The organism is Mesorhizobium sp. ES1-6, assembly GCF_020164775.1.
Taxonomy (GTDB): domain Bacteria; phylum Pseudomonadota; class Alphaproteobacteria; order Rhizobiales; family Rhizobiaceae; genus Mesorhizobium.
On sequence record NZ_JAIUGU010000004.1, the window covers coordinates 336423 to 361687 of the forward strand.

The 25265-nt window shown below is 64.7% G+C and carries 25 protein-coding genes; 19 read left to right on the top strand and 6 right to left on the bottom strand.

The genetic code is table 11. The annotated features are described in order from the left end of the window. Nucleotides 1-161: 161 nt before the first annotated feature. The 8 genes from LB564_RS13645 (at nucleotide 162) to LB564_RS13680 (ending at nucleotide 9185) form a co-directional block, all read left to right on the top strand. Nucleotides 162-809: a GNAT family N-acetyltransferase gene (locus LB564_RS13645; RefSeq protein WP_224538418.1), complete on the top strand. Its 648-nt coding sequence runs from the start codon at nucleotides 162-164 to the stop codon at nucleotides 807-809. Beyond that, nucleotides 806-3520, top strand: coding sequence for a LuxR C-terminal-related transcriptional regulator (locus LB564_RS13650; protein ID WP_224538420.1), 2715 nt, complete (start codon nucleotides 806-808; stop codon nucleotides 3518-3520). The genes LB564_RS13645 and LB564_RS13650 overlap by 4 nt, the downstream gene beginning before the upstream one ends. 82 nt (nucleotides 3521-3602) lie before the next feature. Continuing rightward, nucleotides 3603-4724, top strand: a complete 1122-nt coding sequence (locus LB564_RS13655) for a class II histone deacetylase (protein WP_318012800.1) — start codon at nucleotides 3603-3605, stop codon at nucleotides 4722-4724. A gap of 4 nt (nucleotides 4725-4728) precedes the next feature. After that, nucleotides 4729-5586 (top strand): urea ABC transporter permease subunit UrtB, encoded by an 858-nt coding sequence (urtB, locus tag LB564_RS13660; protein ID WP_224538424.1) that lies wholly within the window; start codon nucleotides 4729-4731, stop codon nucleotides 5584-5586. After that, nucleotides 5583-6569 (top strand): branched-chain amino acid ABC transporter permease, encoded by a 987-nt coding sequence (locus LB564_RS13665; protein WP_224538427.1) that lies wholly within the window; start codon nucleotides 5583-5585, stop codon nucleotides 6567-6569. Before urtB ends, LB564_RS13665 begins: the two co-directional genes overlap by 4 nt. Beyond that, complete coding sequence (locus LB564_RS13670; RefSeq protein ID WP_224538428.1) at nucleotides 6566-7270, top strand: ATP-binding cassette domain-containing protein; 705 nt, start codon at nucleotides 6566-6568, stop codon at nucleotides 7268-7270. Before LB564_RS13665 ends, LB564_RS13670 begins: the two co-directional genes overlap by 4 nt. A gap of 2 nt (nucleotides 7271-7272) precedes the next feature. Continuing rightward, nucleotides 7273-7974, top strand: coding sequence for an ABC transporter ATP-binding protein (locus LB564_RS13675; RefSeq protein WP_224538430.1), 702 nt, complete (start codon nucleotides 7273-7275; stop codon nucleotides 7972-7974). A 41-nt stretch (nucleotides 7975-8015) separates the two neighbouring features. Beyond that, nucleotides 8016-9185, top strand: coding sequence for a substrate-binding protein (locus tag LB564_RS13680; protein ID WP_224538432.1), 1170 nt, complete (start codon nucleotides 8016-8018; stop codon nucleotides 9183-9185). A 37-nt stretch (nucleotides 9186-9222) separates the two neighbouring features. On the opposite strand, the gene LB564_RS13685 is transcribed toward LB564_RS13680, so the two are convergent. Continuing rightward, a complete protein-coding gene (locus LB564_RS13685) occupies nucleotides 9223-10869 on the bottom strand; it encodes an acetolactate synthase large subunit (protein WP_224538434.1) in 1647 nt (548 codons plus the stop codon). Between the two features lie 93 nt (nucleotides 10870-10962). Then, nucleotides 10963-11865 carry a LysR family transcriptional regulator gene (locus LB564_RS13690; RefSeq protein ID WP_224538436.1) on the bottom strand — a complete coding sequence of 301 codons (903 nt, stop codon included), beginning with the start codon at nucleotides 11863-11865 and terminating at the stop codon, nucleotides 10963-10965. Between the two features lie 102 nt (nucleotides 11866-11967). Between LB564_RS13690 and LB564_RS13695 the strand changes: the two genes are divergently transcribed. Both LB564_RS13695 and LB564_RS13700 read left to right on the top strand, forming a co-directional pair. Then, nucleotides 11968-12957: a zinc-dependent alcohol dehydrogenase family protein gene (locus LB564_RS13695; protein WP_224538439.1), complete on the top strand. Its 990-nt coding sequence runs from the start codon at nucleotides 11968-11970 to the stop codon at nucleotides 12955-12957. A 182-nt stretch (nucleotides 12958-13139) separates the two neighbouring features. Further along, a complete protein-coding gene (locus LB564_RS13700) occupies nucleotides 13140-13439 on the top strand; it encodes a zf-TFIIB domain-containing protein (protein ID WP_140705369.1) in 300 nt (99 codons plus the stop codon). On the opposite strand, the gene LB564_RS13705 is transcribed toward LB564_RS13700, so the two are convergent. Beyond that, nucleotides 13413-13586 carry a hypothetical protein gene (locus tag LB564_RS13705; RefSeq protein WP_224538715.1) on the bottom strand — a complete coding sequence of 58 codons (174 nt, stop codon included), beginning with the start codon at nucleotides 13584-13586 and terminating at the stop codon, nucleotides 13413-13415. The genes LB564_RS13700 and LB564_RS13705 overlap by 27 nt on opposite strands. Between LB564_RS13705 and LB564_RS13710 the strand changes: the two genes are divergently transcribed. Next, nucleotides 13509-14501 carry a Tim44 domain-containing protein gene (locus LB564_RS13710; protein ID WP_224538441.1) on the top strand — a complete coding sequence of 331 codons (993 nt, stop codon included), beginning with the start codon at nucleotides 13509-13511 and terminating at the stop codon, nucleotides 14499-14501. The genes LB564_RS13705 and LB564_RS13710 overlap by 78 nt on opposite strands. A gap of 25 nt (nucleotides 14502-14526) precedes the next feature. Here LB564_RS13710 and LB564_RS13715 read toward each other — a convergent pair whose 3' ends face one another. Beyond that, nucleotides 14527-15624: a lactonase family protein gene (locus LB564_RS13715; RefSeq protein ID WP_224538443.1), complete on the bottom strand. Its 1098-nt coding sequence runs from the start codon at nucleotides 15622-15624 to the stop codon at nucleotides 14527-14529. A gap of 201 nt (nucleotides 15625-15825) precedes the next feature. On the opposite strand from LB564_RS13715, the gene LB564_RS13720 reads away from it, so the two are divergent. The 8 genes from LB564_RS13720 to LB564_RS13755 all read left to right on the top strand — a co-directional run bounded on the left by LB564_RS13720 (nucleotide 15826) and on the right by LB564_RS13755 (nucleotide 23385). Further along, nucleotides 15826-16377 carry a MaoC family dehydratase gene (locus LB564_RS13720; RefSeq protein WP_140705363.1) on the top strand — a complete coding sequence of 184 codons (552 nt, stop codon included), beginning with the start codon at nucleotides 15826-15828 and terminating at the stop codon, nucleotides 16375-16377. Nucleotides 16378-16379: 2 nt separating this feature from the next. Continuing rightward, nucleotides 16380-17540 (top strand): CaiB/BaiF CoA transferase family protein, encoded by a 1161-nt coding sequence (locus LB564_RS13725; RefSeq protein ID WP_224538445.1) that lies wholly within the window; start codon nucleotides 16380-16382, stop codon nucleotides 17538-17540. Then, a complete protein-coding gene (locus LB564_RS13730) occupies nucleotides 17537-18706 on the top strand; it encodes an extracellular solute-binding protein (RefSeq protein WP_224538447.1) in 1170 nt (389 codons plus the stop codon). The genes LB564_RS13725 and LB564_RS13730 overlap by 4 nt, the downstream gene beginning before the upstream one ends. 24 nt (nucleotides 18707-18730) lie before the next feature. Continuing rightward, nucleotides 18731-19918, top strand: coding sequence for an ABC transporter substrate-binding protein (locus LB564_RS13735; RefSeq protein ID WP_224538449.1), 1188 nt, complete (start codon nucleotides 18731-18733; stop codon nucleotides 19916-19918). An 82-nt stretch (nucleotides 19919-20000) separates the two neighbouring features. Beyond that, nucleotides 20001-20738, top strand: a complete 738-nt coding sequence (locus LB564_RS13740; protein WP_224538451.1) for an ATP-binding cassette domain-containing protein — start codon at nucleotides 20001-20003, stop codon at nucleotides 20736-20738. Continuing rightward, nucleotides 20731-21474, top strand: coding sequence for an ATP-binding cassette domain-containing protein (locus tag LB564_RS13745; RefSeq protein ID WP_224538452.1), 744 nt, complete (start codon nucleotides 20731-20733; stop codon nucleotides 21472-21474). The genes LB564_RS13740 and LB564_RS13745 overlap by 8 nt, the downstream gene beginning before the upstream one ends. Beyond that, nucleotides 21471-22415: an ABC transporter permease gene (locus LB564_RS13750; RefSeq protein ID WP_224538455.1), complete on the top strand. Its 945-nt coding sequence runs from the start codon at nucleotides 21471-21473 to the stop codon at nucleotides 22413-22415. Before LB564_RS13745 ends, LB564_RS13750 begins: the two co-directional genes overlap by 4 nt. A gap of 1 nt (nucleotide 22416) precedes the next feature. After that, nucleotides 22417-23385, top strand: a complete 969-nt coding sequence (locus LB564_RS13755; protein ID WP_224538458.1) for an ABC transporter permease — start codon at nucleotides 22417-22419, stop codon at nucleotides 23383-23385. Between the two features lie 65 nt (nucleotides 23386-23450). Here the strand turns inward: LB564_RS13755 and LB564_RS13760 are convergent, their stop codons facing one another. Both LB564_RS13760 and LB564_RS13765 read right to left on the bottom strand, forming a co-directional pair. Then, nucleotides 23451-24290 carry an amidohydrolase family protein gene (locus LB564_RS13760; protein WP_224538460.1) on the bottom strand — a complete coding sequence of 280 codons (840 nt, stop codon included), beginning with the start codon at nucleotides 24288-24290 and terminating at the stop codon, nucleotides 23451-23453. Nucleotides 24291-24354: 64 nt separating this feature from the next. Further along, a complete protein-coding gene (locus LB564_RS13765) occupies nucleotides 24355-25140 on the bottom strand; it encodes an IclR family transcriptional regulator (RefSeq protein WP_224538462.1) in 786 nt (261 codons plus the stop codon). Between the last annotated feature and the right edge of the window lie 125 nt (nucleotides 25141-25265).

Consider the following 25265-nt stretch of genomic DNA (forward strand, 5'->3'; position numbering starts at 1 on the left):
CGTGAATGGTGTATCATATCTCATATGCCATTTCTCGAAAAGGCAAGAAGACAGGCGGGCAAAATCATGGCCCACCCCTGCAGCCTCTTGGCAGGCGGCCGCGGAGTTGGCATCAGCTTCCTGATGTGCCAGCGAGGCCACGCGGCGGAGATCGAGGACGAATGCAAGTCACCGAAGGTACATTGCCGGATGAAATCACCGACCTGTCGTCGGGTTACCGGCGCATTCCGGCCGGCAAGATCGTCAACGCGGTGACGTGGATGGAGGCGCGCGCGCCGGTGCAGGGTCTCGCGCATCCGCTGGCGATGACCCGCGTCATCGAGCCCGAGCCCGCCTTTTACCGTTCGGTCTTTCTCGAGATCGGCGCTCCCTGGCTCTGGGATCGCGCCGCGGAAATGTCGAACGCCGACATCGCGGCGCATTTCGCCGACCCGCGCCAGCATCTCTATTACGGTCACGATGAAAGCGGCGGCCATGTCGGCATGGTCGAATTCGTTGCCGGCGACGGCAACGAGATCGAGATCACCTATTTCGGCCTCTTCCCCTCCTCGACCGGCCGAGGCCTTGGCAAGCGGCTGATGGCGGGCGCGCTCGATCAGGCCTGGCGCCTAAAACCCGACCGCATCTGGCTGCACACCAGCAGCTTCGATCACCACAGCGTCATCGGCTTCTACAGGGCGTGCGGGTTTGAACCCTTCGCGGCCGGCTTCGAGATCACCGACGATCCGCGCGTCAAGGGAACCCTGCCGCGCGATTGCGCACCGCAAATCCCGCTGATCGAAACCGAATGGGTGTCCGGCGCCAGATGAGACCGTCTTCGCAACCCGACAGCCAGGCATCGCCCCACCACCGCCGGTGGGTGCGGCGCGAGGCTATCCTGTCGAGGTTGGAGCGGCATGTCGACACACGCATCGTGCTGTTCGCCGCGCCCGCCGGCTTCGGCAAGTCGACGACGATGGCGCAATGGGCAATCGAGGTCGCGCGCCATGGCCGGCTGACGGCATGGCTGTCCTGCGAAGCGACGGACAATGACGAAGGCGCCTTCCTGTCGCATCTGGTGGGAGCGCTGCGCCATCTCGTGCAGAACCCGGCCGAACTCGATCTCGCCTTCCAGTCGAGTCCCATCCCGCAGCTCGACGTGGTGCTCGCGGCCCTTTTGGCGGGGTTTGCGGCACGCCGCGCCGACATCACCCTGTTCTTCGACGACTATCATGCCATCGAAGAACCGGCGGTGAAGCGGTTCATGGAGCGCCTGACGCGGCAGGCGCCCGCCAACGTCGCCTTGGTCATCGGTTCGCGCAACCTGCCCGACCTGCAGCTCGGCAAGCTCCGGGTGCTCGGCGATGTCTTCGAAATCGGCCCGGACGATCTGCGTTTCGCCTCGTCCGAGGCCGAAGCCTTCTTCAACGACAAGCTCGGCCTCTCCGTCAGCAGCGGCACGGTGGAGACCTTGTGCTCGCGCACCGAAGGCTGGGCCGCCGGCCTGCAGCTCGCTTCACTGTCGCTCAGTGCCGCCCATGCGCCCGAAACCGTTATCGGCAATTTCACCGGCGCCAACCGCAATGTCGCCGACTTCCTGATGGGGGAAGTGTTTTTGGGACTGCCGCCGGCGCTGGCGAAATTCCTGCGCCATTCCTCGATCTTCGAGCGCTTCAGCGCCGAGGCCTGCCGGGCGGTGATGCGAACGGCGGACGCCGAGGCCGATATCACCGAGATCGAGACTCGCAACCTGTTCCTGGTGCCGCTCGACGAGGAGCGGCGCTGGTTCCGCTATCATCATTTGTTCCATGACTTTCTCAGCCGCGAGATGGAACGGCGCGAACCGGAGATGATCGCGCCGCTGCACCTGGCGGCTTCGGAATGGTTCGGCGAACGCAAGATGCTGACCGAAGCCATCGGCCATGCGCTCGCCGCCGGCGACCAGGCCCGCGCCGCGGTGTTCGTCGAGAACAACGCGCTCGAACTCATCGCCCAGTGCCAGCTTCTCTATGTGCGCCAGTTGCTGGCGCTGCTGCCGAGAAAACTGATCGACCAGCGCATCCGGCTGCAGCTTGTCGTGCTCTGGCTTGCGGTGCACTCGAGCCAGCCTGAAATTGCCCGGCAGACGCTCGCCAACGCGCGCAAGCTGGTGGAGGCCGGGCCGGCTGATGGCAATGACCCGGGCACGCTGACCGGCACCACGATCGAGGCCGAACTCGAGGTTCTTGCCGCGGCGGTGCACAGCACGCTGGAACAGTTCGAGGACGCACGCGACACCGCACTGGCCGCCCTGCGCATCATCGCGCCCGATGCCTGGTTCATGGAAGGGGCGACCGCTAACGTCATCGGCTACAACCTCTATGCGCTGGGCGACCTCGAAGGCGCGCGCTCGGCGGTGGACGCGGCACGCAAGGCCCATGAGCGCAGCGGCAGCCTGCTCGGCGTCACCATCGCCAATTGCTACATGGCCGTCATCGAACGCTCGGCCGGCCGCTTGCCCGCCGCCGAACGGCTGCTGCGCAACGCGATCATCGAGGCCAGGACGCGCATCGGCGCCAACTCCTATGCAGAGGCGCTCGCCGGAACGCTGCTTGCCGAACTCGCCTACGAGACCAACGCGTCCGGCGAAGCGCTGGCGCTGGTCGAGAATCTCGGGCCGCTGATCGAGGGCGCCGCGGTCATCGTCTATCCCCTGGCCAGCGTGCCGACCTATGCCCGCGTGCTGCAACTGACCGGTCGGAGCGAGGCGGCCCTCGACATGCTGGAGCGCGTCTACCAGCGTGTGCGCGGCTCCGTCTACCGCCGCCTCGCTTCGGTGCTGGTGCATGATCGCATCCGACTGCTGATCGACCAGAACCGCATACCGGAAGCGCGCGCGCTGCTCGACGAACACCGCCGCGACCAGGGCGAGACCACCCCAACCGTCGCCAACGAATTCGAGTTCTTCGCCGAGGGCCGGCTGCTGACGGCGGAGAAATCCTATGCCGCTGCGGCGGCGATTTTCGACGCGCTGCTGGAGCGAACGAAAAGCGGTGGGCGCATGCGCCGCCACATACTGGCGCTGATCCTGCGCGCCAAGAGTGCCGGCCATGACCCGCGCGAGGCCGATCGTCATCTGCTCGAAGCGTTGCGCCTTGCCCAGCCCTCGGGCTTCATTCGCTCCTTCGTCGACGAGGGCAGGCCCATCGTCGAGGCCTTGATGCGGCTGCGCGCGGCACAGGCAAAGACAGAACCGGCATTGTCGGCCTATGCGACGCGCATCATCGATGCCGCGCAGACGATGCCTGTCGCGACGCGCAAGCCGGCCATGCCGGCAGCCGAAAAAGAGGAACTCACACAGCGCGAATCCGAAATGCTGCGCTGCCTGTCGGAAGGCATGTCCAACCGCGATATAGCGCTCGCTTTGTCTGTCAGCGAGACGACGGTGAAATGGCATCTGAAGAACATTTTCGGCAAGCTCTCGGTCTCGAACCGCGTCCAGGCCGTGCGCGCCGCACCGGCCGCCTTGAACCTGCTCGCCCCTCCGAAAGGAGGGGCATAGACATCCGCCAAACCCCTCTTTTGGGTCGGGTCATGTGATTGTTAGCCTGCTAGCGTCGTCTGGTTGGTAGAGGACGCTGCGGATGGCGACAGGGTACGTTTTTCACGAACAGCTAATGTGGCATGATACCGGCTCCAGCGCCGACATGATGCCTCCCGGCCGCTTCGTGGAGCCCGGTCGCCATCTGGAATCGCCCGGATCGAAGCGTAGGCTCAACAACCTCATCCAGGTCAGCGGCCTGGCGCGCCATCTGGTGCCGATCATTGCCGAACCGGTGACGGTCGAGGACCTGTTGCGCGTCCATACGCAGCGCCATGTCGACGATATCAGGACGCTGAGCGAAGGCGGGTCTGGTTTCGCCGGGCCTCAGGCACCGATCGGCGTCAACAGTTTCGACATCGCGCTGTTGTCCGCCGGAACCACCTATGCGGCGATGCGTGCGGTGCTGACGGGCCGCGTCGACAATTCCTATGCGCTGGCGCGCCCGCCAGGACACCACGCCGAACCCGACCAGGCGATGGGCAACTGCCTGTTCTCCAACATCGGCGTGGCCGTGCGCCGGCTTCAGCATGAAGGCCTGCTCGGCCGCGCCGCGGTGGTCGACTGGGACGTGCATCACGGCAACGGCACCGAGACGGTGTTTTATGCCGACCCGTCGGTGCTGACGATTTCGCTGCACCAGGACAATCTCTATCCGACCGGACGCGGCGCGCTGGCCGACAATGGCAAGGGCGCAGGCGAAGGCTACAACATCAACATCCCGCTGCCGGCGGGCAGCGGCATCGGCGCCTATGAAGCGAGCTTCGACCGCGTCGTCGCCCCGGCACTGCGCGCCTACAAGCCCGACCTCGTCATCGTCGCCTCCGGCTTCGACGCGTCGGGCTTCGACCCGCTCGGCCGCATGATGCTCAACAGCGAATGCTTCCGCCGCCTGGCCGCGCGCATGGTGGCGCTGGCCGCCGAAGTCTCGAACGGGCGCCTGATGATGACGCATGAAGGCGGCTATTCCGAAGGTTATGTGCCGTTCTGCGGTCATGCCGTCATAGAGACGCTGGCCAACCATCGCACCGAAGTGGTCGATCCCCTGTCGGACCATATCGACGAATGGGCCGGGCAGGATTTGCAACCACACCAAGCCAAGGTGATCGACGCCGCCGAGGGCCTGCTCGCGGGCCTGCGCCAACGCCTCGCCAGCGCGGCCTGACGCGATGGACTTTGCCGTCACCACGCTGCTCAACGCGCTGACGCTGATCAGCATCCTGATGCTGGTCGGACTCGGGCTGGCGATCAGCTTCGGCCTGATGAACGTCACCAATCTGGCGCATGGCGAATTCGTCACCGTCGGCGCCTTCGCGGTCTATTTCGTCCAGAGCATCGGCGGCTCGTTCTGGCTGGGGCTGCTTGCCGCCCCCATCGCCGGCGCGGTGGTCGGCTGTATCCTGGAATTTGCCATCATCCGCCATCTCTATTCGCGGCCGGTCTCGACCGTGCTCGCCACCTGGGGCGTCAGCCTGATCCTGCAGCAAGGGCTGGAACTGACCTTCGGCCTCGGCGCCAAGCCGGTGACGCCACCGATCGAGGGCACGTTCGACCTGTTCTTCACCGTTTATCCCGCCTACCGGCTGATCCTGATCGGCATCGCCATGGCGACCTTGCTCGGCGTGATCCTGTTGATCAGCCGGACATCCTTCGGGCTCGACATCCGCACCGTCATCCAGAACCGCGAAATGGCCGAGGGCGTCGGCATCAACACGCGCCGCACCTACGCCATCGCCTTTACCTTCGGCGCGGCAATCGCGGGCCTGGCCGGCGGCCTGGTCGCGCCGCTGGCGATCGTGCTGCCGCAGATGGGGGTGAACTATCTCGCCAACGCCTTCTTCGTCGTCATCGTCGGCGGCGTCGGCTCGATCGGCGGCCTCGTCGCCGGCAGCGTCTTCGTCGGCGGGCTGACCAGCATCCTCAACTACCAGATCTCGCCGTCGCTGGCGCAGGCGATCGTGCTGCTGGCGGCCATCGTCGCCGTGCGGCTGCGGCCGAACGGCCTGTTCAATGGAGCGTCGCGATGATCGCCCGCGACCGCAACTGGCTGCTGATCTTCACCGTCTGCGTGGCGCTCGCGGTTCTCTATCCCTTCATCGCCGACGGCTACCAGCTGACGGTGATCCGCGATGCGCTGATCTTTGGCCTGTTCGCGGCGAGCCTCGATTTCTTCTGGGCTCGGACCGGCATATTGTGCTTCGGCCACGCCGCCTTCTTCGGCATTGGCGGCTACATCATGGCGCTGGTAACGCTCAACGACGCCGTTCCTTTCGGCAGCCTGCTCGGCATCATGGGCGCTATATCAGGCGCTGCCTTCGTCGCGGCCATCATCGGCTACTTCCTGTTCTTCGGCGGCATACGCGGCAGCTACTTCACCATCGTCACGCTCGCCATGGGCGTGATCTGCCAGCAGGCCGCTGTCTCCTGGAGTTCGGTCACCGGCGGCGACAGCGGCTTGATCGGCATCCCGCCGATCGCGTTCGATCTCGGCGGCCTGCATGTCGATCTCAGCCAGGATCTGCCGAGCTACATCTTCGTCGCGGCCATTGTCGCGGTGGTCGTGCTGGTGCTGTGGTCGATCAGCCGTGGCCGCTGGGGCACGGTGCTGACCGCGATCCAGGACAATGAAATCCGGGCGGCGGCACTCGGCCATAATGCGCCGCTGCGGCTGCTCGTCACCTTCATCCTTTCAGCAGCCATCGCCGGTCTTGCCGGTGCGCTTTATGTCTGCATGGCCGGGCTTGTGGCGCCAGATCTCTCCGGGCTGCTGCTGTCGACGGAAGTCATCGTCTGGGTGGCCGTTGGCGGACGCGGTACACTGCTTGGTCCGGTGCTGGGCGCCATCTTCATCCAGCGCGCGCAGCAGACGATCAGCAGCTTCAATCCAAGCCTATGGCCACTGCTGCTCGGCTGCGTCTTCGTCATCATCGTCTTTGTGCTGCCGGACGGCATCCTATCGATCCATGCGCGGCTGAAGAGCCTGTTCAAGGGCCGGAGGCAGGCGCGATGAGCGGCGTCCTGCTCCAGGCCGAAAATGTCGGCATCCGCTTCGGCGGGCTGCAGGCGCTGGAAGGGTTGAACCTGACGGTGCGCGACAAGGAGTTGTGCTGCATCATCGGGCCGAACGGCGCCGGCAAGAGCACGTTCCTCAACGTGCTGACCGGCACGCTTCGGCCAACCAGCGGCAGCGTGCGCTTCCTCGGCCACGACATTGCCGGCCTGCCGCTGCATCGCATCGCCCGGCTCGGCATCGCCCGCAAGTTCCAGATTCCCTCCGTCTTTCCCAGCCTCTCGGTTGAGGACAACCTCAAGGTCGCACGGTGGGGCGCCCCCTCGCCGGCTCGCCCGATCGGCGAGTTGATGGAGCTGGTCGCGCTGACCAACCGTGCCGACACATTAGCCGGCGAGCTCGCGCATGGCCAGAAGCAGTGGCTGGAAATCGGCATGGCGTTGGCGATCGAACCACGGTTGCTGTTGCTCGACGAGCCGACCGCCGGCATGACGCCGCAGGAAACGCTTGCCACAGCCGAAATGCTGCTGCGGCTGAAGGGCGAATTCTCGATCGTCGCCGTCGAACACGACATCCGCTTCGTGCGGGCGCTGAACTGCGAGACGCTGGTGCTGCATCAGGGGCGTCGGCTGCGCAGCGGTCCCTTCCACGACATCGAGGCCGACGAAATGGTCCGCGACGTCTATCTGGGGAGGCGCTGACCATGTTGCGCACGCTTGCCGTCTCTGCCGGCTACGGCCTGCTTCCGGTGCTGAACGGCATCGACCTCAGCGTCTCGCCGGGCGAAGTCGTCGGCCTGCTTGGCCGCAACGGTGCCGGCAAGACCACGCTGCTGCGCGTCATCGCCGGCGGCTTAAAGGCGAGCGGCGGCGCGGTGGTTCTCGGCGACCAGGATCTCACCAGCGCGCCGGCTTTCCGCCGCGCGCGCGCTGGCATCGCGCATGTGCCGCAGGGGCGCGGCATCTTCAACCAGCTGACCGTGCGACAGAACCTGGAGGTCGGCACCCGCGCCGCCAGGGACCGTGGCGACGGCGGCATTCCGGACGACATTTTTGGATATTTTCCGATCCTGCGCGAACGCGAGGCGCAAATCGCCGGCACGCTCTCCGGCGGCCAGCAGCAGATGCTGGCGATCGGCCGCGCGCTGTGCGGCCTGCCGTCGGTGCTGCTGCTCGACGAGCCCTCGGAAGGCATCCAGCCCAACATCGTGCAATCGATCGCCGAACTGGTGCCGCGCATCGCCCGCGAGCGGGGCATCGCGATCGTCCTCGTCGAACAGAATCTCGATCTCGTTCTCAAGGCGGCCGATCGCTGCCTGGTGATGGAGAAGGGCAGGATCGTGCACGAGGGCACGCCGGAAGCATTCGCCGACGAGAGCCTGCTGAAGGATCTCCTGGCTTTGTAAGGCGTGCATGGGGCGCGCCTGGACTGGAAGGGAACACAACAATGATAAGCAGAAGAACTGTTTTGAAATCCGGCGGCGCGGCGGCCGCCTTCGCCATGGTCGGCGCGCCGTCGATCCTGCGCGCCGCCGACACGGTCAAGGTCGGGCTGTCGATTCCGATCACCGGCCTGCAAGCGATCCTCGGCGAGACGCTGCTCAATTGCTACAAGCTCGCCGCCGCCGAACTCAACGCCGCCAATGGCATTGGCGGCCGCCAGGTCGAACTGTTCATCGAGGACAACCAGACCACGACCAAGGGCTCGATCGACAAGGCGCGCAAGCTCCTCAACGAGGACAAGGTCGACGTGATCATGGGCACGATCATTTCGCCCGAGCGCAGCGCCACGCTGTCGGTGACGTCGAAGGCCAAGAAGCTGTTCTTCTACCCGACCAATTTCGAGGGCGGGGAGTGCAACCGCTACTTCGTCGCCACCGGCCCGATCCCGATGCAGCAGGTCGACCCGATGATGCCGTGGGTGGCCGAGAATCTCGGCAAGACGATCTACGTCATGGCGTCCGACTATGCCTGGCCGCAGAAGATGACCGAGGCGATCACCGCTGCCTACGAAAAGGCCGGCGGCAAGATCATCGGCGCCGACTACTATCCGTTCGGTACGACGGATTTCGGCCCGGCCTTCCAGAAGATCAAATCGCTGAAGCCCGATGTCGTCTGGTCGATGGTGGTCGGCAATGACGCCGTCACCCAGCTCAAGCAGTATCGTAGCTTCGACATCAAGCAGCCGCTGATCGCGCCGCTCGACGAGGTCTTCAACAAGGATGCGCTGCCGCCGGGTGTCGCCGCCGGCACCTACGCGCCGCAACCCTACTGGATGGCACTCGACAATCCGGTCAACAAGAAGTTCATCGCGAGCTTCCGCGAAAAATTCGGCCAGGAGAAGATGGTCAACGGCATCGGTGAGGCTGGCTATAACGGCCTGCATCTCTACGCGCTGGCCGCCGAGAAAGCCGGCTCGCTGAAGGACGACGATGTGCTGAAAGCTCTGCCGACGATCGAGTTCGACGCGCCGCAAGGCAAGATCCGCGTCGATGCCTCGAACAACCACACGCTCTGCCATTCCTATGTCGGCAAGGCGGCGGCGGACGGCATCGGCTACGAGATCGCCAAGGATTTCGGCACCATCGCGCCGGTAACGCCTTACTGCACGCTGTAGCCCTCGACAAAGCCTGACGGCGGCGTTGCCGCTGCCGTCAGCTCGCCTTTGGCGCCGGCAACCGCTCGTGCAATTCGTCGACAAGCACCCTGGTGTTTTCGGAATAGTCGATGGGCACGACGACAAGATGCACGCCGCCGCCGGCGAAGGCCTGTTCCAGCGTCGGTTGCAGGTCGGCGATCGCGCCGACCCTGGTCCCCTTGGCGCCATAGGCTTCGGCGTATTTGACGAAGTCGGGATTGTCAAAGGTCATGCCGAAATCCGGGAATTCGTCGACCGCCTGCTTCCAGCGGATCATGCCATAGGCATGATCTTCCAGCAGCAGGACGACGAGGTTGAGCTTGAGCCTGACGGCGGTCTCCAATTCCTGGCTGTTCATCATGAAGCCGCCGTCGCCTGCGATGGCCATGACACGGCGCTGGGGATAGAGCAGTGCCGCCATCATCGCCGACGGCAGGCCGGCGCCCATGGTGGCCAGCGCGTTGTCGAGCAGCAGCGTGTTGGCCATGCGCGTGCGGTAGTTGCGCGCGAACCAGATCTTGTACATGCCGTTGTCCAGCGCGAGGATGCCGTCGGCCGGCATCACGGCGCGCACGTCGTGCACGATGCGCTGCGGCGTGAAGCGGTCTTCGGTGGCGCGCGCGGCGATGCGGCTCAAAATGCCTTCGCGCAGCGGCAGCAAGGCCTGCGCGTTGGGGATCCTGCCTTCGACGCGATCGGCCAGCAGCGCCAGCGACGGACCAAGGTCGCCGACGATCTCGGCTTGCGGGAAATAGACCTGCTCGACATCGGCTGAGTGATAGCCGACATGGATGACCTTCGGCCCGTTGGCGCCCATGATGAAGGGCGGCTTCTCCACCGTATCGTGACCGATGGTGATGATCAGGTCGGCCTGCTCGATGGCCTCGTGGACATAGTCGCGTTCCGACAATGCGGCCGTTCCCATGTAGAGTTCGGTGCCGCCAGGGACGGTGCCCTTGCCCATCTGCGTGGTGAAATAGGGAATCTGCGTGCGCAGCACGAACTGGGCGATGTCGGGGGTGACGCGCGGGCGCGACGCCGCGGCGCCGAACATCAGCAGCGGACGCTTGGCCTCGATGATCATGCGAGCGGCGCGGTCGAGCGCGTCCGCGCCGGCTATGGGCAGGTCGACCGGGTGCGTCGGCACCAGCGCGACCGGATCGCACTGCGCCGCCGCGATGTCTTCCGGCAGTTCCAGATGCACGGGGCCGGGGCGCTCCTCCTGGGCGACGCGGAAGGCTTCGCGCACCAGCGAGGGGATCATCCTGGGCGAGACGATCTGGCGCGACAGCTTGGTCAGCGGCTTCATCGCCGCGACGATGTCGACGATCTGGAAGCGCGCCTGGCGCGACGAAAGGATGCCCTTCTGGCCAGTGAGCATGATCATCGGCATGGCGCCGAGCAGCGCATAGGCAGCACCCGTCGTCAGATTGAGCGCGCCCGGGCCAAGCGTGGTGATGCACACGCCCGGCTTGCCGGTAAGCCTGCCATAGGTGGCGGCCATGAAGGCGGCCGCCTGCTCGTGGCGGGTCAGGATCAGTTGGATCGAGGAGCGGCGGATGGATTCGACGACGTCGAGATTTTCTTCGCCCGGAATGCCGAAGATCCGATCGACCCCTTCGTTCTCCAGAGCCGCCACGAACAGATCCGAACCCTTGGTCATGAACCGTCTCTCCTGCGATGCGCATTCCGTCAGCCACCTTCATATGGCATTGGAGCGCGACACCTCAAAGAGCGCAAATTTCTCGATCACCGCTCACGCCATCATTTTCGGCAAGCCCGCGGCAAGCGCGTCGACGGCAAGCCGGACCTTGAGCGGCAGGCGCGGTGTCCGCAACCAGAGCGCATGGCAGTCGTAGGGATAACGCGGCTGCTCCGGCAACAGCTCGACCAGCGTGCCGGCCCGCATGCGTTCGCGCACCAGCCAATGAGGCAGCCACGCCAGCCCCATGCCGTCGACCGCGGCATCGGCGATGGCGTCGAGATCGTCGAGCCGCAGCCGGCCGGTTGGCATGACCTCGAGCGCGGTTTGTCCCTCGCACGGAAACAGCCAGGGCTGAACGATCATGCCAAGCCGGCGGTAGACAATCGCCTGATGATCGGCGAGGTCTCCGATCCGCCGAGGTTCGCCTTGGATTTGCAGATAGGAAGGCGCGGCACAGACGACCATGTCCTGACGCGCAACGCGGCGCGCGATCACGCCGGCCTTGTCGTCGAGATCCCCGGTCCGGATCGCCAGATCGTAGCCATCCTCGGCGAGATCGACAAAGCGGTCGCTGAGCGACAGGTCGAGCTCCAGCGTCGGATACCGCCGCGCCAGTTGCAACAGTACGGGGGTGACGCAGTGACGGCCGAAATGCGCCGGCATGGTGACGCGCAATTTTCCGCGCGGCTCTGAGAGCTGGTCGGCGGCGAGCGCATCGGCGGCCTCGGCCTCGGCCAGCACCAAGCGGCAGCGTTCATAATAGGCACGACCGAAATCGGTCAGGCTCTGGCGGCGCGTGGTGCGGTTGATGAGACGCACGCCCAGCCGCTCCTCGAGAAACCGGACATGCTTGCCAACCATCGGCCCGGACATATCCAGCGCGACCGCCGCGGCCGCGAACGAGCCGAGATCGACCGCCCTGACGAACACGGCCATGCTCTCGAGCCTATCCATATTCGGAACTCCTGGTTTCTACTGTTCTATCCGTATCACCATTTATCGCCTGCGACGCACGCGACATAGCTCATTCGGTTAATATGATTTGGAGTCAACCGAATGACACGTGTCGTGCGCTTTCACCAGCATGGTGGCCCCGAGGTTCTGCGCATCGAGGATATCGACCTTCCCCTTCCGGGGTCGGGCGAGGTGCAAATCCGCGTCAAGGCGCTCGGGCTCAACCGCGCCGAGGCGCTGCTGCGGGCGGGCAGCTATATCGAGACACCCACCCTCCCCTCCGGCCTCGGGCTGGAAGCGGCGGGCGTTATCGAGACAATTGGCGAAGGCGTCACGGAGTTGGCGGCTGGCGATGCCGTCAGTGTCATCCCGCCTCGATCGATGGTTCGCTGGCCGGCTTACGGCGAGCTTGTCACCTTCCCCGCCGGGCTCGTCGTCAAGCATCCGCCGTCCCTCGACTGGCAATCGGCGGCGGCGATCTGGATGCCGTACCTCACCGCCTATGGTGCGTTGATCGAGATCGCCGGGCTGCGCGCAGAGGATTTCATCATCATCACGGCGGCGTCGAGCAGCGTCGGGCTTGCGGCGATCCAGATCGCCAACGGCATTGGTGCGACAGCTATCGCGGTGACGCGGACATCGGCGAAGAAGCAGGCCCTACTCGACGCAGGAGCGGCTGAAGTCGTGGTCCTGGCCGAAGAAGATCTCGCTGCACGACTGAAAGAAATCGCCGGGCCGCAAGGCGTGCGCGTGGTCTTCGACCCGATCGGCGGTCCGATCTTCGAGCCACTGACGGCGGCGATGTCGAAGGGTGGCATCCTGATCGAATATGGCGGCCTCAGCCGCGAACCGACGCCGTTCCCCTTGCCTGCCGTGCTAGGCAAGACATTGACGCTGCGCGGCTACCTCGTCCACGAAATCACTGGAGACCACGCAAAGCTGGAGGCCGCCAAGACGTTCGTCCTTGAAGGGCTGGAGACCGGCACACTCAAGCCGATCATCGACCGGACCTTTGCCTTCGATCAGATCGTCGAGGCGCATCGCTATCTCGAATCGAACGACCAGTTCGGCAAGATCGTGGTGACGGTGTGAGCAACAAATCACGCTTGCGGACAAGAACCGCCCTTGAAGGTGCCGCTTCGCATTCCTAGCTTTCCCGTGCGGGCCGGGCCCCTCTGACTGTCGCTTCTGGCGACCGTGATGTCGGACCGCTTCAACGGGCCCGTTTCCATTCTTTTCGGTCAAGGGCTCTTCTTTCTGGTTAGGAGCCCCGCATGACATCTTCCCTCCTTGGTATGGTTTGCCCCTCCTGCCGCGTCGCGCTCGTGATGAGCGAACGCCAGGGTATCGAGATCGACTATTGTCCGCAGTGCCGCGGCGTCTGGCTCGATCGAGGCGAACTCGACAAGATCGTCGAACGGTCTGGCAGGGAGGCGTCGCCCGCGCCGCAGCCACAGCCGGCAGCGTTCTCCCAGCCACACCATGGCCGGGACCGTGACGACGACTATTCCCGCTCGCATGGCCAACGCTATCCCAAGCGAAAAAAGTCATTCTTCGAAGAGTTGTTCGATTGACCATATGACGCCCGCCACACGGCCGGCGTCTTGCTGAATTTCCGAAACCACATCGACAAAGGTCCCCCGATGATTTCCCGCACAAGCCGATTCGTCACCCTCCTTGCCGGCCTGTTCCTCGCTTTCTCCATGGTCGCGATCGATCATGCCGAGGCGCGTCGTGGCGGCAGTTTCGGCAGCCGCGGCACGCGCACCTTCCAGTCGGCGCCGCCGACCAGGACGGCGCCGGCTCCGGCCGCGCCGGTCGAGCGTTCAATGACGCCCAACACCGGTGTGAACAATGCGGTCCGGCAGCCGCAGGCCGGCCCGCAGAGGCCCGGTTTCATGAGCGGCTTCGGCGGAACGATGATGCGCGGCCTGCTGATCGGCGGCCTGATCGGCCTGCTCCTGGGCCAAGGTTTCGGCGGCCTCGCCGGCATGTTTGGATTCCTGCTTCAGGCCCTGCTGATCGGTGGCGCAATCATGCTGGCCATCAGGTTCTTCCGGTCGCAATCCGCCCGAGGCCCCGTCCCCGCGATCGCCGGCATGGGCAATGCCCAGGCTTCACGGTTCGAGAACCGCGCAACGGAACGGCAGGACGCGGGCAGCGCCGGCTCCTTCACGATTCCGGGCTTTGGCGGGGAGGCGGGCGGAGGCTCCGCTGCCACCGAATCCGAGGAGATCACGCTGGCCCAGACCGACCTCGACGCGTTCCAGCAGCTGCTGACCGAGGTCCAGGAAGCATTCGGCCGCGAAGACCATGCCGCATTGCGCCGGTCGGTGACGCCCGAGATGGTGTCCTATCTGTCCGAGGAACTGGCCGACAACGCCCAGAAAGGTCTCAGGAACGAGGTATCGGACATCCACCTGCTGCAGGCCGACATCGCGGAAAGCTGGCGCGAGGACGACCGCGACTATGCGACCGCCGCATTGCGCTACGAGTCGCGCGACGTGACGCGCGAACGGGCCAGCGGCAAGGTCGTCGACGGCGACGAGGATCATCCCACGGAGACGACCGAGTTGTGGACGTTCACGCGTCAGAATGGCTCGAGCTGGAAACTCTCGGCCATCCAACAGGCTTGATCCCAGCGAGTCTACCGGCGGGCGGTCAAGCCACGATCCTGACGCACATCGGCGTGCCGATTTCGATGACGCGCCCGGTGTCGGTCAGCATGCCGCTGCCGGGGTCGCGAGCGAAGATCGAGATACGGTCGGCGTTCTGGTTGGCGGAAAACAGATGGCCTCCCGATGGCGTCAGCGCCAGGTTGCGCGGCGTGGCACCCCCACAAGGAACATAGTCGACAAGGCTCAAGCCGGCGGTCTCCTGATCGACGGCCATGACGACGACACTGTCATGGCCGCGGTTTGAACCGTAGACGAAACGGCCATCCGGCGAGATCTGGATGTCGGCGCAATGGTTGTCGTTGCGCGCTTCGGCTGGCACTGCCGGCTTGGCGTCGAGGATCGACAGTTTGCCGATGGTTTCGTCGAACGCCATCGAAATGATGGTCGAATCCAGCTCGTTCATGACAAAGACGAAGCGGCCGTTCGGATGCAGCGCGAGATGGCGTGGGCCTGCACCGGGCGGCAGAGCGGATTCGGCAAGTCTGGTCAGATTGCCATCCTGCTCGATCCGATAGGAGACCAACCGGTCGATGCCGAGATCGGCAACGATGGCCACTCCGCCGGCGATGGTTTCGGTGACGCTGTGGGCGTGCGAACGCTCCTGGCGCGCCGCGTTGGGGCCGGTGCCCTTGTGCGACACGCCGGCCAACGGGGCCGACAAGGCGCCATCCCCGTCGAAACCATAGACCGCCACGGCGCGGTCCGGCCCACCCTCGCCCATACCGTAATTCGCGACCAGCAATTTCGTACCATCACGCGTGATGGTGTTGTGCGCCGTGATGCTGCCGAGCGACGGCTGCTTGTTCAGATAGGCGAGCCTGCCCGAGCGACGATCGAAGCTGTAGGCCGACACAGTTCCCTCGCGCCAGGCAAACACTTCCGAATTGGCGTAGATGCGCGAGCCGTCCGGCGTCACCGACAGGAAGGTCGGATTGTCGACGTCGTTGGTCTCGGCCAGTTTCCGTGTTTCCAGCGTTTCCTCGTCGAAGCTGTAGACCCCGAGGCCGACGCCGCGCGCGCCCTGAAAATAAGGCGCCTCCCGGTTCAGGCTGCCGACGAAGACCAGACTGGCATTGCGCATATTTTTCCTCCCCTGCCCGCCAGCCTCGAAGTGCTGTCGGAACAGCCAAAATTTCGCCTGTCCTCGCTTGCAACGCAACCCCATATGTGAAAATAGTATTTACAAAAGAAGATTGACGGGAGGAGACGTCGTGCAATCAGGCGCCTTGATGCGTGCTCGAATGCTTGCCCGGCCTCTCTCACGAGACCGGTGGATTGAGCCATGAACGATTTCGCGCCGACCGTCGGCGTTGCCTCGACGCACCCCAGCAATATGCCTGCCGATCATGCCGCGTTGCCGGTATGGAACGCCGAGAACTGGTTTTACGAAGACTGGCCGGTTGGCCAGAAAATCCGCTCGCTGCGGCGCACGATGGCCGAGGGCGACAGCCACCTTTTCAACACGCTGGTGCTCGACATCCATCCCTATGTGCAGGACCAGATGTTCGCGGAGAGCGAGGGCATTTTCGGCAAGCGGCTGATTGCCGGCGCGTTCGTCTTCTCGGCGGGGCTGGGGCTGGTCGCCACCAACTGCGTCAACGCCTTTTCCTATGGCTACGACAAGCTGCGCTTCATCAAGCCCGTCTTCATTGGCGATACGATCTATTCGATCCGTTCCAATCTCGACAAGCAGCCCCGCTACAAGGAGATGGGGCTGATCCGCGCCAGCTACGAGGTATTCAAGGGCGAAGGCGAACTCGTTCTCTATTGCGAGCATCTGCAGACGGTGAAGTACCGCAACCCTGCCGATTTCGTCGGAAAGACGGAGAAATAGCAATGCCGGCAGCAGCCGATTTGCCGCTCGCTGGTCTCGTCGTCGTCGACATGAGCCAGTTCCTGTCCGGACCCTATTGCTCGCTCAGACTGCTCGACCTCGGCGCCCGCGTGATCAAGATTGAGCGGCCCGATGGCGGCGACCTGTCGCGCCGGCTCTATCTCAGCGACACCGAGATCGGCGGCGATTCCACCATCTTCCACGCCATCAACCGGGCCAAGGAAAGTCTTGCCATCGATTTGAAGAACGAGGCGGACCTCACGGCACTGCGCGGCCTGCTGGCCAAGGCCGACGTGCTGATCCAGAATTTCCGGCCGGGTGTCATCGAGCGCCTCGGCCTCGATTACGAAGCCGTCCGCCAGATCAATCCGCGCCTGGTCTACGCCTCGATCAGCGGCTATGGCGAGGAAGGTCCGTGGGTCAAGCGGCCCGGCCAGGATCTGCTGGCCCAGTCGCGTTCGGGCGTGATGTGGCTGAACGGCGACGAGGACCAGGGACCGGTGCCGTTCGGCCTCGCCATTGGCGACATGCTGGCGGGCGCGGCCTGCGCCCAAGGTATACTGGCCGCATTGGTGCGGCGCGGCATTACCGGCCAGGGCAGCCACATCGAGACCAGCCTTATGGAGGCGCTGGTCGATTTCCAGTTCGAGGTGCTGACCACGCATCTCAATGATGGCCGCCGCCTGCCCAGGCGCTCCAGCTTCCGCAGCGCGCATGCCTATCTGTCGGCGCCTTACGGCGTCTATCCGGCCAAGGACGGTTACCTCGCCATCGCAATGACGCCGATCCCCAAGCTCGCCGATCTGTTGTCGCTCAGCGAACTGGCCCCCTATCGCGACAGACCGGCATCCTGGTTCACCGCGCGCGACGACATCAAGGCGATCATCGCGCAGAGGATTGCGACCAGGAGCATCGACGAGTGGCTCGCCATCCTGGAGCCGGCCGACATCTGGTGCGCCAAGGTGCTGACCTGGCCCGAGATGCTCGCAAGCGAGGGCTTCCAGTCGCTCGACATGCTGCAGACGGTGACGCGCGAGGACGACGTGTCGATCCTCACCACCAGTTCGCCGCTCAGGGTCGACGGCATCAGGGCCAAGGTCGATCGGGCGGCACCGCGTATCGGCGAGCACAGTGCGAAAATCCGCGCGGAGTTCGGCCTGTGAGCGTGCGTAAACTCAAGGGCATGACCTGGAGCCACCCACGCGGCTACGATCCGATGGTCGCGTGTTCATCCCTGTGGGAGCGGAAAACCGGCGTTGCCGTCGCGTGGGACAAGCGCTCGCTGCAGGATTTCGAATCCTTCCCGGTCGAGGAACTGGCGCGCGCCTATGATTTGATCGTCATAGATCATCCGCATGTCGGCCAGATCACGGCGGAGCGCTGCCTTGAACCGCTCGACGTCGCCGGCCGCGAGGCGGAGCGCACGGCGCTCGCCTCGGGCAGCGTCGGCCAGTCCTATCCGAGCTATAGCTGGCAGGGCCGGCAATGGGCGTTTCCGATCGACGCGGCGGCGCAGGTGCAGGCCTGGCGGCCGGACGCGCTCGAAGCGCCGGCGGCGACTTGGCGCGAGGTGCTCGATCTCGCACGGCAGGGCCGTGTGCTGCTGCCGTTGCGGCCGCCTCACTCGCTGATGACCTTCTACACGCTGGCCGGCAATCTGGGACGCCCTTGCGGGACTGATCCGTCCCACGATCTCATCGATGTCGAGACAGGCACAGAAGTCTTCGAAAGGATGCGTGAGATCGCGGCGCTGGTCGATCCAGCCTGTCTCGAGATGGACCCGATCGCCGTTTTTGAACGGATGGCGGAGGCCCACTCCCGGTTCGTCTGCGCACCGCTGATCTACGGCTATGTTCCCTACGCCGCTGCCGGTTTTCGCACCCATCGCCTGGCCTTCGCGGACATGCCGGTTGTCGGTGCCGGCGGCCCTATCGGCTCGGCGCTCGGCGGCACCGGAATAGCGGTGTCGGCCTTCTCGAAAGCCAAGGCGGCCGCGATCGATTTTGCCTACTGGATCGCCAGCGGCGATGTCCAGCGTGGGCCTTATGCCGCCGCCGGCGGTCAACCCGGCCATGCGGCTGCCTGGGAAGACCGGACCATCAACGAAGCGGCCGGCAACTTCTATCGGGACACGCGCGCGACGCTGGAGGGCGCATGGGTGCGGCCGCGCCATGACGGCTACATGGCGTTCCAGCAAGCGGCGTCCGATCGCATCAATTCCGGCATGACATCGGGCCATTCGGCTGGCCAGGTCGTCGCCGATCTCATCAGCCTGTTCCGGGACAACTCTCCGGCGCAGGTGTCCGGCGCTGCCGGTGGAGGAGCCTGAACCAAACCGAACGGAGGAGACAAAATGAAGAACATGATCCGCGGCCTGTTGGCCGCAACCGCGCTGGCCTCGCTTGCGACAAATGCTCTTGCCCAGGATGTACAAGGCGTCATCGGTGGGCTGCCTGATGAACTCAAGGCGCAATATGACGGCGCGCCACAGAAGGTGCTGCCTTCGGCCTGGGACAATTTCACCCCGCCGCCCAAGCCGTGGAAATGGTGCCACTCGGAATCCTACCAGGGCAATCCGTGGCGGGTGACCGTCACCAAGGAACTGAAGCGGCTTGTCGACGGGCTGATCGCCGACGGCACCGTGTCCAGCTTCGAAGTATCGGACTCCAACAACGACGCCAGCCAGCAGATCAACCAGATCCGCGCCTTCATCGACAAGAAGTGCTCGATCATCACCTCGATCCCGGGCTCGGCGACGGCACTTGACGATGCGATCGACGCCGCCGCCAAGGCAGGCATTCCGTTCATAACGGCGGCCGGGTCGGTGACCAGCCCGAACGCGATCAATGTCGATTCCAACTATGCGCGCTGGGGCTATGACATGATGACGGCGATCGGCAAGGCTGAGCCGGATGGGGCCAGCATCCTTTTGGTCGAAGGCATTGCCGGCCACCCGATCGTCGTGCAGGAGCGCCAGGGCGCCGACAAGGCGCTTGCCGAGAACCCCAAACTCAAGATCTCGCGCAACGTCAACGGCAACTGGACGGCCAACGTCACCAAGACCGTGGTGCTGCAGGCGATCGCGACCAACCCGGCGCCGATCGATGCTGTGTGGACAACCGGCAGCGAAAGCCGCGTCGTCGCGGAGGCCTTTGCCGAGGCCGGCCGGCCAGCGCCGCTGATCACCGGCTCGATCACGGGTGATGCGTTGGGCTACTGGAAGGCCAACCCGGACAAATACCGTTTCGAGGGCCATGCGGTATTGCCGCACTGGACCGCGCAGACGCTGTTTCGCGTCGGTGAGCGCATGCTCGACGGCCAGAAGCCGAAGCTGAACACGCTGCTGATCCCGATCCCGCCGGTACACAACGCCGATCTCGGCGCCTGGTACAAGGACTGCATGACGACGGATGCCGTCTCGATCTTCCCGATCCCGCCGAAGGATCCGATGCCGGAGGAATGGCTCGACGCCTATTTCTCCAACCCGGCACCGACCAAGGGCTGGGACTATTCGAAGGTGCCGGATGCCTGTGCAAAATAGCGCCCGCTCGAAGTGACGCCCGCGACAGACCCAGCTAGCCGGCTCCCCTCGGGAAGCCGGCCAGCCAGCTTCGAAACACGGCATGCTTGAAATCAGAAACATATCCAAACGCTATGGTGAGACGGTCGCGCTCGCGGATGTCTCGATTGCGTTCCGGGCGGGCACCATTCACACCATCCTGGGCGAGAACGGCTCAGGCAAGAGCACGATGGTCAAGCTGTTGTCCGGCATCGTACAGCCGGACAGCGGCGCGATTGTTTTGCAAGGCCAGCCGTTCGCGGGGAGCAACCCCTCGGCCTTCCAGGCGCAGGGCTTCGCGACCGTCTTCCAGGAAGTGCTGATCGCGCCGGACCGCAGCGTGACCGACAACATTCTGCTTGGTCTCGATGGGCTGGTGCGGCGCACGGTGCCGCGCAACGAACGCCGCGACAGGGCTGCCGCCGCGCTCAAACGCTTCGCCGTCACCGACGTTCCGCTCGACACGCCCGCCGGCCTGCTGCCGCTCGCCGCGCAGCAACTCATCGTCCTCGCACGTGCGGTCGTGCGTAACCCAAAAATTCTGATCCTCGACGAGGTCACCGCCGCGCTCGATTTCGCCGACCGCGAGTCGGTGTTTCTGCTGATGCGCTCGCTCGCCGCCGAAGGTTGCCTCATCCTGTTCATCACCCACAGAATGGATGAAGTGATGTCGCTGTCGGATCGCATCTCGATCCTGCGCGGCGGCAACGTGGTGCGCACCGAAGAGCGTGGGACCTCGACGCCGGCCGAATTGTTGAAAGCCATGGCGCCACGCACGGCGGCGGAGCTGGCGCATGGCTGATCGCGGCACCCTCACCGTTCGCAACCTCGTCATCGCGCCCGGCGCCAGCCCGATCACGCAGGCCATCGCGCCGGGCGAGATCGTCGGCCTTGCCGGTCTCGACGGACACGGCCAAGAACTGTTCCTGAAAATGCTCGCCGGCCTGGTACCGCCGCTTGGCGGCTCGATCACGCTCGACCTGCCCGGCGGGCCGCACAAGATCATCGGGTTCCGCAAGGCCGTCGCCAGCGGCGTCGCCTATCTGCCGCGTGACCGACGCGCGAACGGCATATTTCCCACACAGTCGGTGCTCGACAATTTCGCCGTATCGACCCTGTCGCGCGATACCCACCTTGGCTTGATCAGTCCAGCGGCGCGCAAGGCGCGCTACGAACTCTACCGCGAAAAGCTGTCGATCGTGGCGCCCCGGCCCGATGCGCCGATAACCACCCTGTCGGGCGGCAACCAGCAGAAGGTGCTGCTGGCGCGGGCGCTGGCGCTGGAACCCGCGATCCTGCTTCTCAACGACCCGACGCGCGGCGTCGACGTGGCGACCCGCCATGTTCTCTACGATGTCTTTCGCGGGCTGGCCGCCGACGGCATGGGGCTTGTCATCCTGTCCAGCGAGATCGAGGAGATCCTGCTCCTCTGCCATCGCGTGCTGGTGTTCAGGGAACACGAGGTTGCAGCGGAAATTGCCGGCGAAGCCATGAACACCGATGGCGTGATATCGGCCATGTTCGGACGTGCGGCATGAGTACACGCCTTCTGTCTCTTTGGCGGAGCGTCGGTTTCGCCGTCGTGCTGCTGGTCCTCCTGCTGGCGGTCAATCTCATCCTCAATCCGGCACGCTTCCAGCCGGGGTCGTGGGGCGCGCTGATCGGACTGGCGGCACCTTTGATCGGCGCGGCCATCGCCTCGACGCCGGCGATCCTTGCCGGACGGGGCGGCATCGATATCTCGGTCGGGCCGTTGATGGGCTTCGTCAACGCCGCCGTGATCGAGGTGCTGTTCCTCAAGGTCGGCATCTCGTCGCCTCTGCTGCTTGTCCCGGCGGCTCTGCTCATCGGCGCGCTGGTCGGCGTGGCCAACGGTTTTCTGGCGACCGTCGTGCGTATCCAGCCTATCGTCGCCACGCTCGGCACCTATCTGATCCTCACCGGCGTGACGCTGACGATCCTGCCCGCACCGATCGGCCCGGCGCCCACCTGGCTGAAGGCGCTGGCGGGTCCTTGGTCGATGCTGCCGCTGCTGTTGATGTTCATTGCCTGGGGGCTGGTGCGGCGCACGCCTTACTACGACCAGCTGATGGCGGTCGGCAGCGACGACCGTGCCGCCTACACCGCCGGCGTCGACGTCACGCGCGTGCGCTTCATCGCCTATGTCATGTCAGGCATTCTCGGCGGCTGTGCCGGGCTGATGCTGACGGCACTGATCGGCTCGGCCGACCCTAATATCGGGCCGACCTATACGCTGATCGCCATCGCCGCGGTCGCTCTCGGTGGCGTCAGCCTGGCAGGCGGGCGTGGCGGCGTCGCTGGTGCCGCGATCGGCGCCATCGACATCTTCCTTTTGCAGAGCGTGCTGACGACATTCAATGTCTCGACCTTCGTGCTGCAGATCGCCTACGGCGCCATCCTCGTGCTGGCGGTGATGCTGACAGCAGCGCAGGAGCGTCTTGCCATGAGAGGGCGCTGACATGGCGGGCCGAAATCTGTTCGCGACAACCAACGCCCGCGTCGTCGGCGCCTTCTGTGTGGCAGCGCTCCTGCATCTCGCGGGCACGATCCTCATTCCCGGTTACTCCTCGCCATTTGCCGTGCGCGCCATGCTGGTGCTTGCTTCGCTGCTTGCCGTCGCCTCGATCGGCCAGACGCTCGTCGTCATCATGGGCGGTATCGATTTGTCGATTCCCTTCGTCATCGGCTTCGCCAATGTCGTGGCCGCACAGCTCTACGGCGATGGCTGGAATTTTGTCCTTGTCTGCGGCCTCGTCGGCGTGCTGGCATTGCTTATCGGCGGGCTGAACGGGCTGATCTCGCGCAGCCTCGATATCCAGCCGCTGATCGTCACGCTCGGCATCGGCATGGTCGTGCAGGGTCTCGTGCTGCTGTGGACCGCCGGCTTCCCCTCGGGCTCGGCACCGCAAGCGGTCTCCAGCTTCGTCTCGATCGGCGGATCGGCCGGACCGCTGCCGGTGCCGTGGCTGGTGCCGAGCCTCATCGTGCTGGCGGCGCTCGTCGTCCTGGTGCTGGAACGAACGGCTTACGGTCGCCGGCTATACGCGCTGGGCAGCAATCCTGGCGCCGCGCCGCTGGCGCTGATCGACCCGGTGCGCATGTGGGTGGTCACCTATGCGGCGAGCGCCTTCTTCGCCGCCGTGGCGGGCGTGCTGCTGCTCGGTTTCACCGGCTCGGCCTATGGCGATGTCGGCCAGCCCTATCTGTTCCAGACCATCGCAGCCGTTGTCGTCGGCGGCGCGGCACTGGTCGGAGGCCGCGGCAGCTATCTCGGCACGATCGCCGGCGTGCTGGTGCTGACCGAAATCAACACGCTGCTGATCGGCCTCGGCTTCCAGCCCTCGGCGGTGCAGGCGGCGCTGGGCTTCATCATCGTGCTGCTGGTCTCGCTGTACGGTCGCGAGCGGCACGTCTCGACGACCATCTGAGGGCGCCGGGTCTTGCCTCACGCAACTCCCGACGGAAAACCGCTACGCACTTTTCCTGGATTGCACTATTTCAACCGCCACAACTTGCGGGCATTTCCCGACAACAGCCTATCGCGCTCGGCAACGCTGCAGCCGGAAAGCAGCGCATGGGTCGCCGCCACCCAGGTCGACAGGCCGCCGCCAAGCGTGCAGACCGGCCAGTCGCTTCCCCAGACGACACGGTCCCAGCCGAATGCATTGATGGTGTGTTCGACGTAAGGCCGCAGCGTCTCGACGGTCCAGCTGGAGGCATCGGCATAGGCGACAACGCCTGAAATCTTGGCCATCACGTTCGGGCGCCGCGCGATCTCGCTCATATGCTCGCGCCAGGGGTGTTCGCTCTTGCCCTTGATGTCGGGGACGCCGCAATGATCAAGCACGAACTGGACGTCGGGCGCCAGGTCGGCCAGCGCGATCGCCTTGGGGATCTGACGCGGCAGCACCACGAGGTCGAAGGTCAGACCGGTGCCGGCAAGCCGCTTGATGTTGTCCCGAAACAGTGCGCCTTCCGAAAGATCGTCGGGGACGACGTGGAGGACGCGGCGGAAGCCCTTGACGAAGGGATTTGCCTGCTGGCGTTCGAGATAGGCCGGGAAATCCGCCTCCTCGGGCCGGCAAGATGCGATCGCTCCGACCAGCATGCTGCCCGCCTGTCGTGACAGGCCCTCGACATAGGCGGTCTCCGCCTCGATATCGGTCGGATCGACATCGACCTCCATGTGCAGCACGCGCCCAACACCTGCCCGCTGCGCCTCCGCGGCGTATTCCTCGTAGGAGAAGTCGCGGTTCAGCGCCGGCACACCGGCCAGCCAGGGATAGCGCAAGGCCGAGCGATCGATGAGATGCAGATGGGTGTCGATGATCATGGCGGGCTCCTCCCCTAGGCTCTCCGGATCATCTCACGGAGGAATTCTTCATTCAAATAAGAATTTAGACCGATGAGCCTACAGCCGACCCGGCGAGATGCGACAGCTTTTCGCAGGTTGCCAGCAACAGCTCGATGGTCCGCGTGATGTCGGGCGCGGACGGCGCATTGACTACGGTGATGTAGGGGATCGACAGCGCGGCAATGGCATTGCCGTCGGACCCGCGCACCGGTGCCGACAGGTTGAAGACGCCTGCCGTCTGCATGGAAGCCATCATCTCGTAGCCGCGGTCGCGGATCTGATCGAGCCGGGTAAAGAACTCGGCCGGCTGCGCCGTCTTGTCGGTGCTGCGGACGTGCTCCGAAATCATCATCCGCCGCTCTTCCGGTGAACGGAATGCGAGTAGGACATGGCCCGAACCGGTGTCGAAAAGGCTGATGTGGGAGCCGACACGGATCGAGATGCCCCAGTAATTCGGGGCCTCCTGCTGGCCGATGACGACAGCGGAACCGCGATCAAAAACAACGAGTTGGTTAGCCTGCTGCGAGGTTTCGGCCAGTTCGCGCATCAGCGGTGTCGCGTAGGAAACCAGCCTGCGCACCGGCGCGTGCAGCTGCGCCAGGCCAAACAGCTTGAGCGTCAAAGAATAGCGGTCGCCGTCAAGCCGCGTGACATAGCCGCGCCGCACCAGCCGGTCGAGCATGCGATAGAATTCATTGGGACTGCGGTCGAGCTTCTTGGCGATCTCGGCCTGGGTCAGACCGCCGTCGACGCCGGCCAGCAGTTCGAGGATGTCTAGGCCCTTGTCAAGCGCCGGCGCGCGGTACCGCTCGTCTTCGCTGTCGTCCATGGCTCATCCCTTAGTGAATTCGATTCTTCATATACGCAGGAACGCGGCCGGCGGAAACAAATTTCGCCTTGACGTATGGATGAATGTTTTGTTTGTATATGAATGTAGCACTTCTTGTCACGTGA

What these genes read in the sequence shown, in the direction of transcription:
- LB564_RS13665 (WP_224538427.1), top strand. Translation starts at nt 5,583, where the DNA reads ATGATCGCCCGCGACCGCAACTGGCTGCTGATCTTCACCGTCTGCGTG.
- LB564_RS13725 (WP_224538445.1), top strand. Translation starts at nt 16,380, where the DNA reads ATGCCGGCAGCAGCCGATTTGCCGCTCGCTGGTCTCGTCGTCGTCGAC.
- LB564_RS13650 (WP_224538420.1), top strand. Translation starts at nt 806, where the DNA reads ATGAGACCGTCTTCGCAACCCGACAGCCAGGCATCGCCCCACCACCGC.
- LB564_RS13690 (WP_224538436.1), bottom strand. Translation starts at nt 11,865, where the DNA reads ATGGATAGGCTCGAGAGCATGGCCGTGTTCGTCAGGGCGGTCGATCTC.
- LB564_RS13760 (WP_224538460.1), bottom strand. Translation starts at nt 24,290, where the DNA reads ATGATCATCGACACCCATCTGCATCTCATCGATCGCTCGGCCTTGCGC.
- urtB (WP_224538424.1), top strand. Translation starts at nt 4,729, where the DNA reads ATGGACTTTGCCGTCACCACGCTGCTCAACGCGCTGACGCTGATCAGC.
- LB564_RS13670 (WP_224538428.1), top strand. Translation starts at nt 6,566, where the DNA reads ATGAGCGGCGTCCTGCTCCAGGCCGAAAATGTCGGCATCCGCTTCGGC.
- LB564_RS13680 (WP_224538432.1), top strand. Translation starts at nt 8,016, where the DNA reads ATGATAAGCAGAAGAACTGTTTTGAAATCCGGCGGCGCGGCGGCCGCC.
- LB564_RS13755 (WP_224538458.1), top strand. Translation starts at nt 22,417, where the DNA reads ATGGCGGGCCGAAATCTGTTCGCGACAACCAACGCCCGCGTCGTCGGC.
- LB564_RS13745 (WP_224538452.1), top strand. Translation starts at nt 20,731, where the DNA reads ATGGCTGATCGCGGCACCCTCACCGTTCGCAACCTCGTCATCGCGCCC.
- LB564_RS13710 (WP_224538441.1), top strand. Translation starts at nt 13,509, where the DNA reads ATGATTTCCCGCACAAGCCGATTCGTCACCCTCCTTGCCGGCCTGTTC.
- LB564_RS13675 (WP_224538430.1), top strand. Translation starts at nt 7,273, where the DNA reads ATGTTGCGCACGCTTGCCGTCTCTGCCGGCTACGGCCTGCTTCCGGTG.
- LB564_RS13705 (WP_224538715.1), bottom strand. Translation starts at nt 13,586, where the DNA reads ATGATCGATCGCGACCATGGAGAAAGCGAGGAACAGGCCGGCAAGGAG.
- LB564_RS13685 (WP_224538434.1), bottom strand. Translation starts at nt 10,869, where the DNA reads ATGACCAAGGGTTCGGATCTGTTCGTGGCGGCTCTGGAGAACGAAGGG.
- LB564_RS13740 (WP_224538451.1), top strand. Translation starts at nt 20,001, where the DNA reads ATGCTTGAAATCAGAAACATATCCAAACGCTATGGTGAGACGGTCGCG.
- LB564_RS13765 (WP_224538462.1), bottom strand. Translation starts at nt 25,140, where the DNA reads ATGGACGACAGCGAAGACGAGCGGTACCGCGCGCCGGCGCTTGACAAG.
- LB564_RS13720 (WP_140705363.1), top strand. Translation starts at nt 15,826, where the DNA reads ATGAACGATTTCGCGCCGACCGTCGGCGTTGCCTCGACGCACCCCAGC.
- LB564_RS13750 (WP_224538455.1), top strand. Translation starts at nt 21,471, where the DNA reads ATGAGTACACGCCTTCTGTCTCTTTGGCGGAGCGTCGGTTTCGCCGTC.
- LB564_RS13695 (WP_224538439.1), top strand. Translation starts at nt 11,968, where the DNA reads ATGACACGTGTCGTGCGCTTTCACCAGCATGGTGGCCCCGAGGTTCTG.
- LB564_RS13735 (WP_224538449.1), top strand. Translation starts at nt 18,731, where the DNA reads ATGAAGAACATGATCCGCGGCCTGTTGGCCGCAACCGCGCTGGCCTCG.
- LB564_RS13715 (WP_224538443.1), bottom strand. Translation starts at nt 15,624, where the DNA reads ATGCGCAATGCCAGTCTGGTCTTCGTCGGCAGCCTGAACCGGGAGGCG.
- LB564_RS13700 (WP_140705369.1), top strand. Translation starts at nt 13,140, where the DNA reads ATGACATCTTCCCTCCTTGGTATGGTTTGCCCCTCCTGCCGCGTCGCG.
- LB564_RS13645 (WP_224538418.1), top strand. Translation starts at nt 162, where the DNA reads ATGCAAGTCACCGAAGGTACATTGCCGGATGAAATCACCGACCTGTCG.
- LB564_RS13655 (WP_318012800.1), top strand. Translation starts at nt 3,603, where the DNA reads ATGGCGACAGGGTACGTTTTTCACGAACAGCTAATGTGGCATGATACC.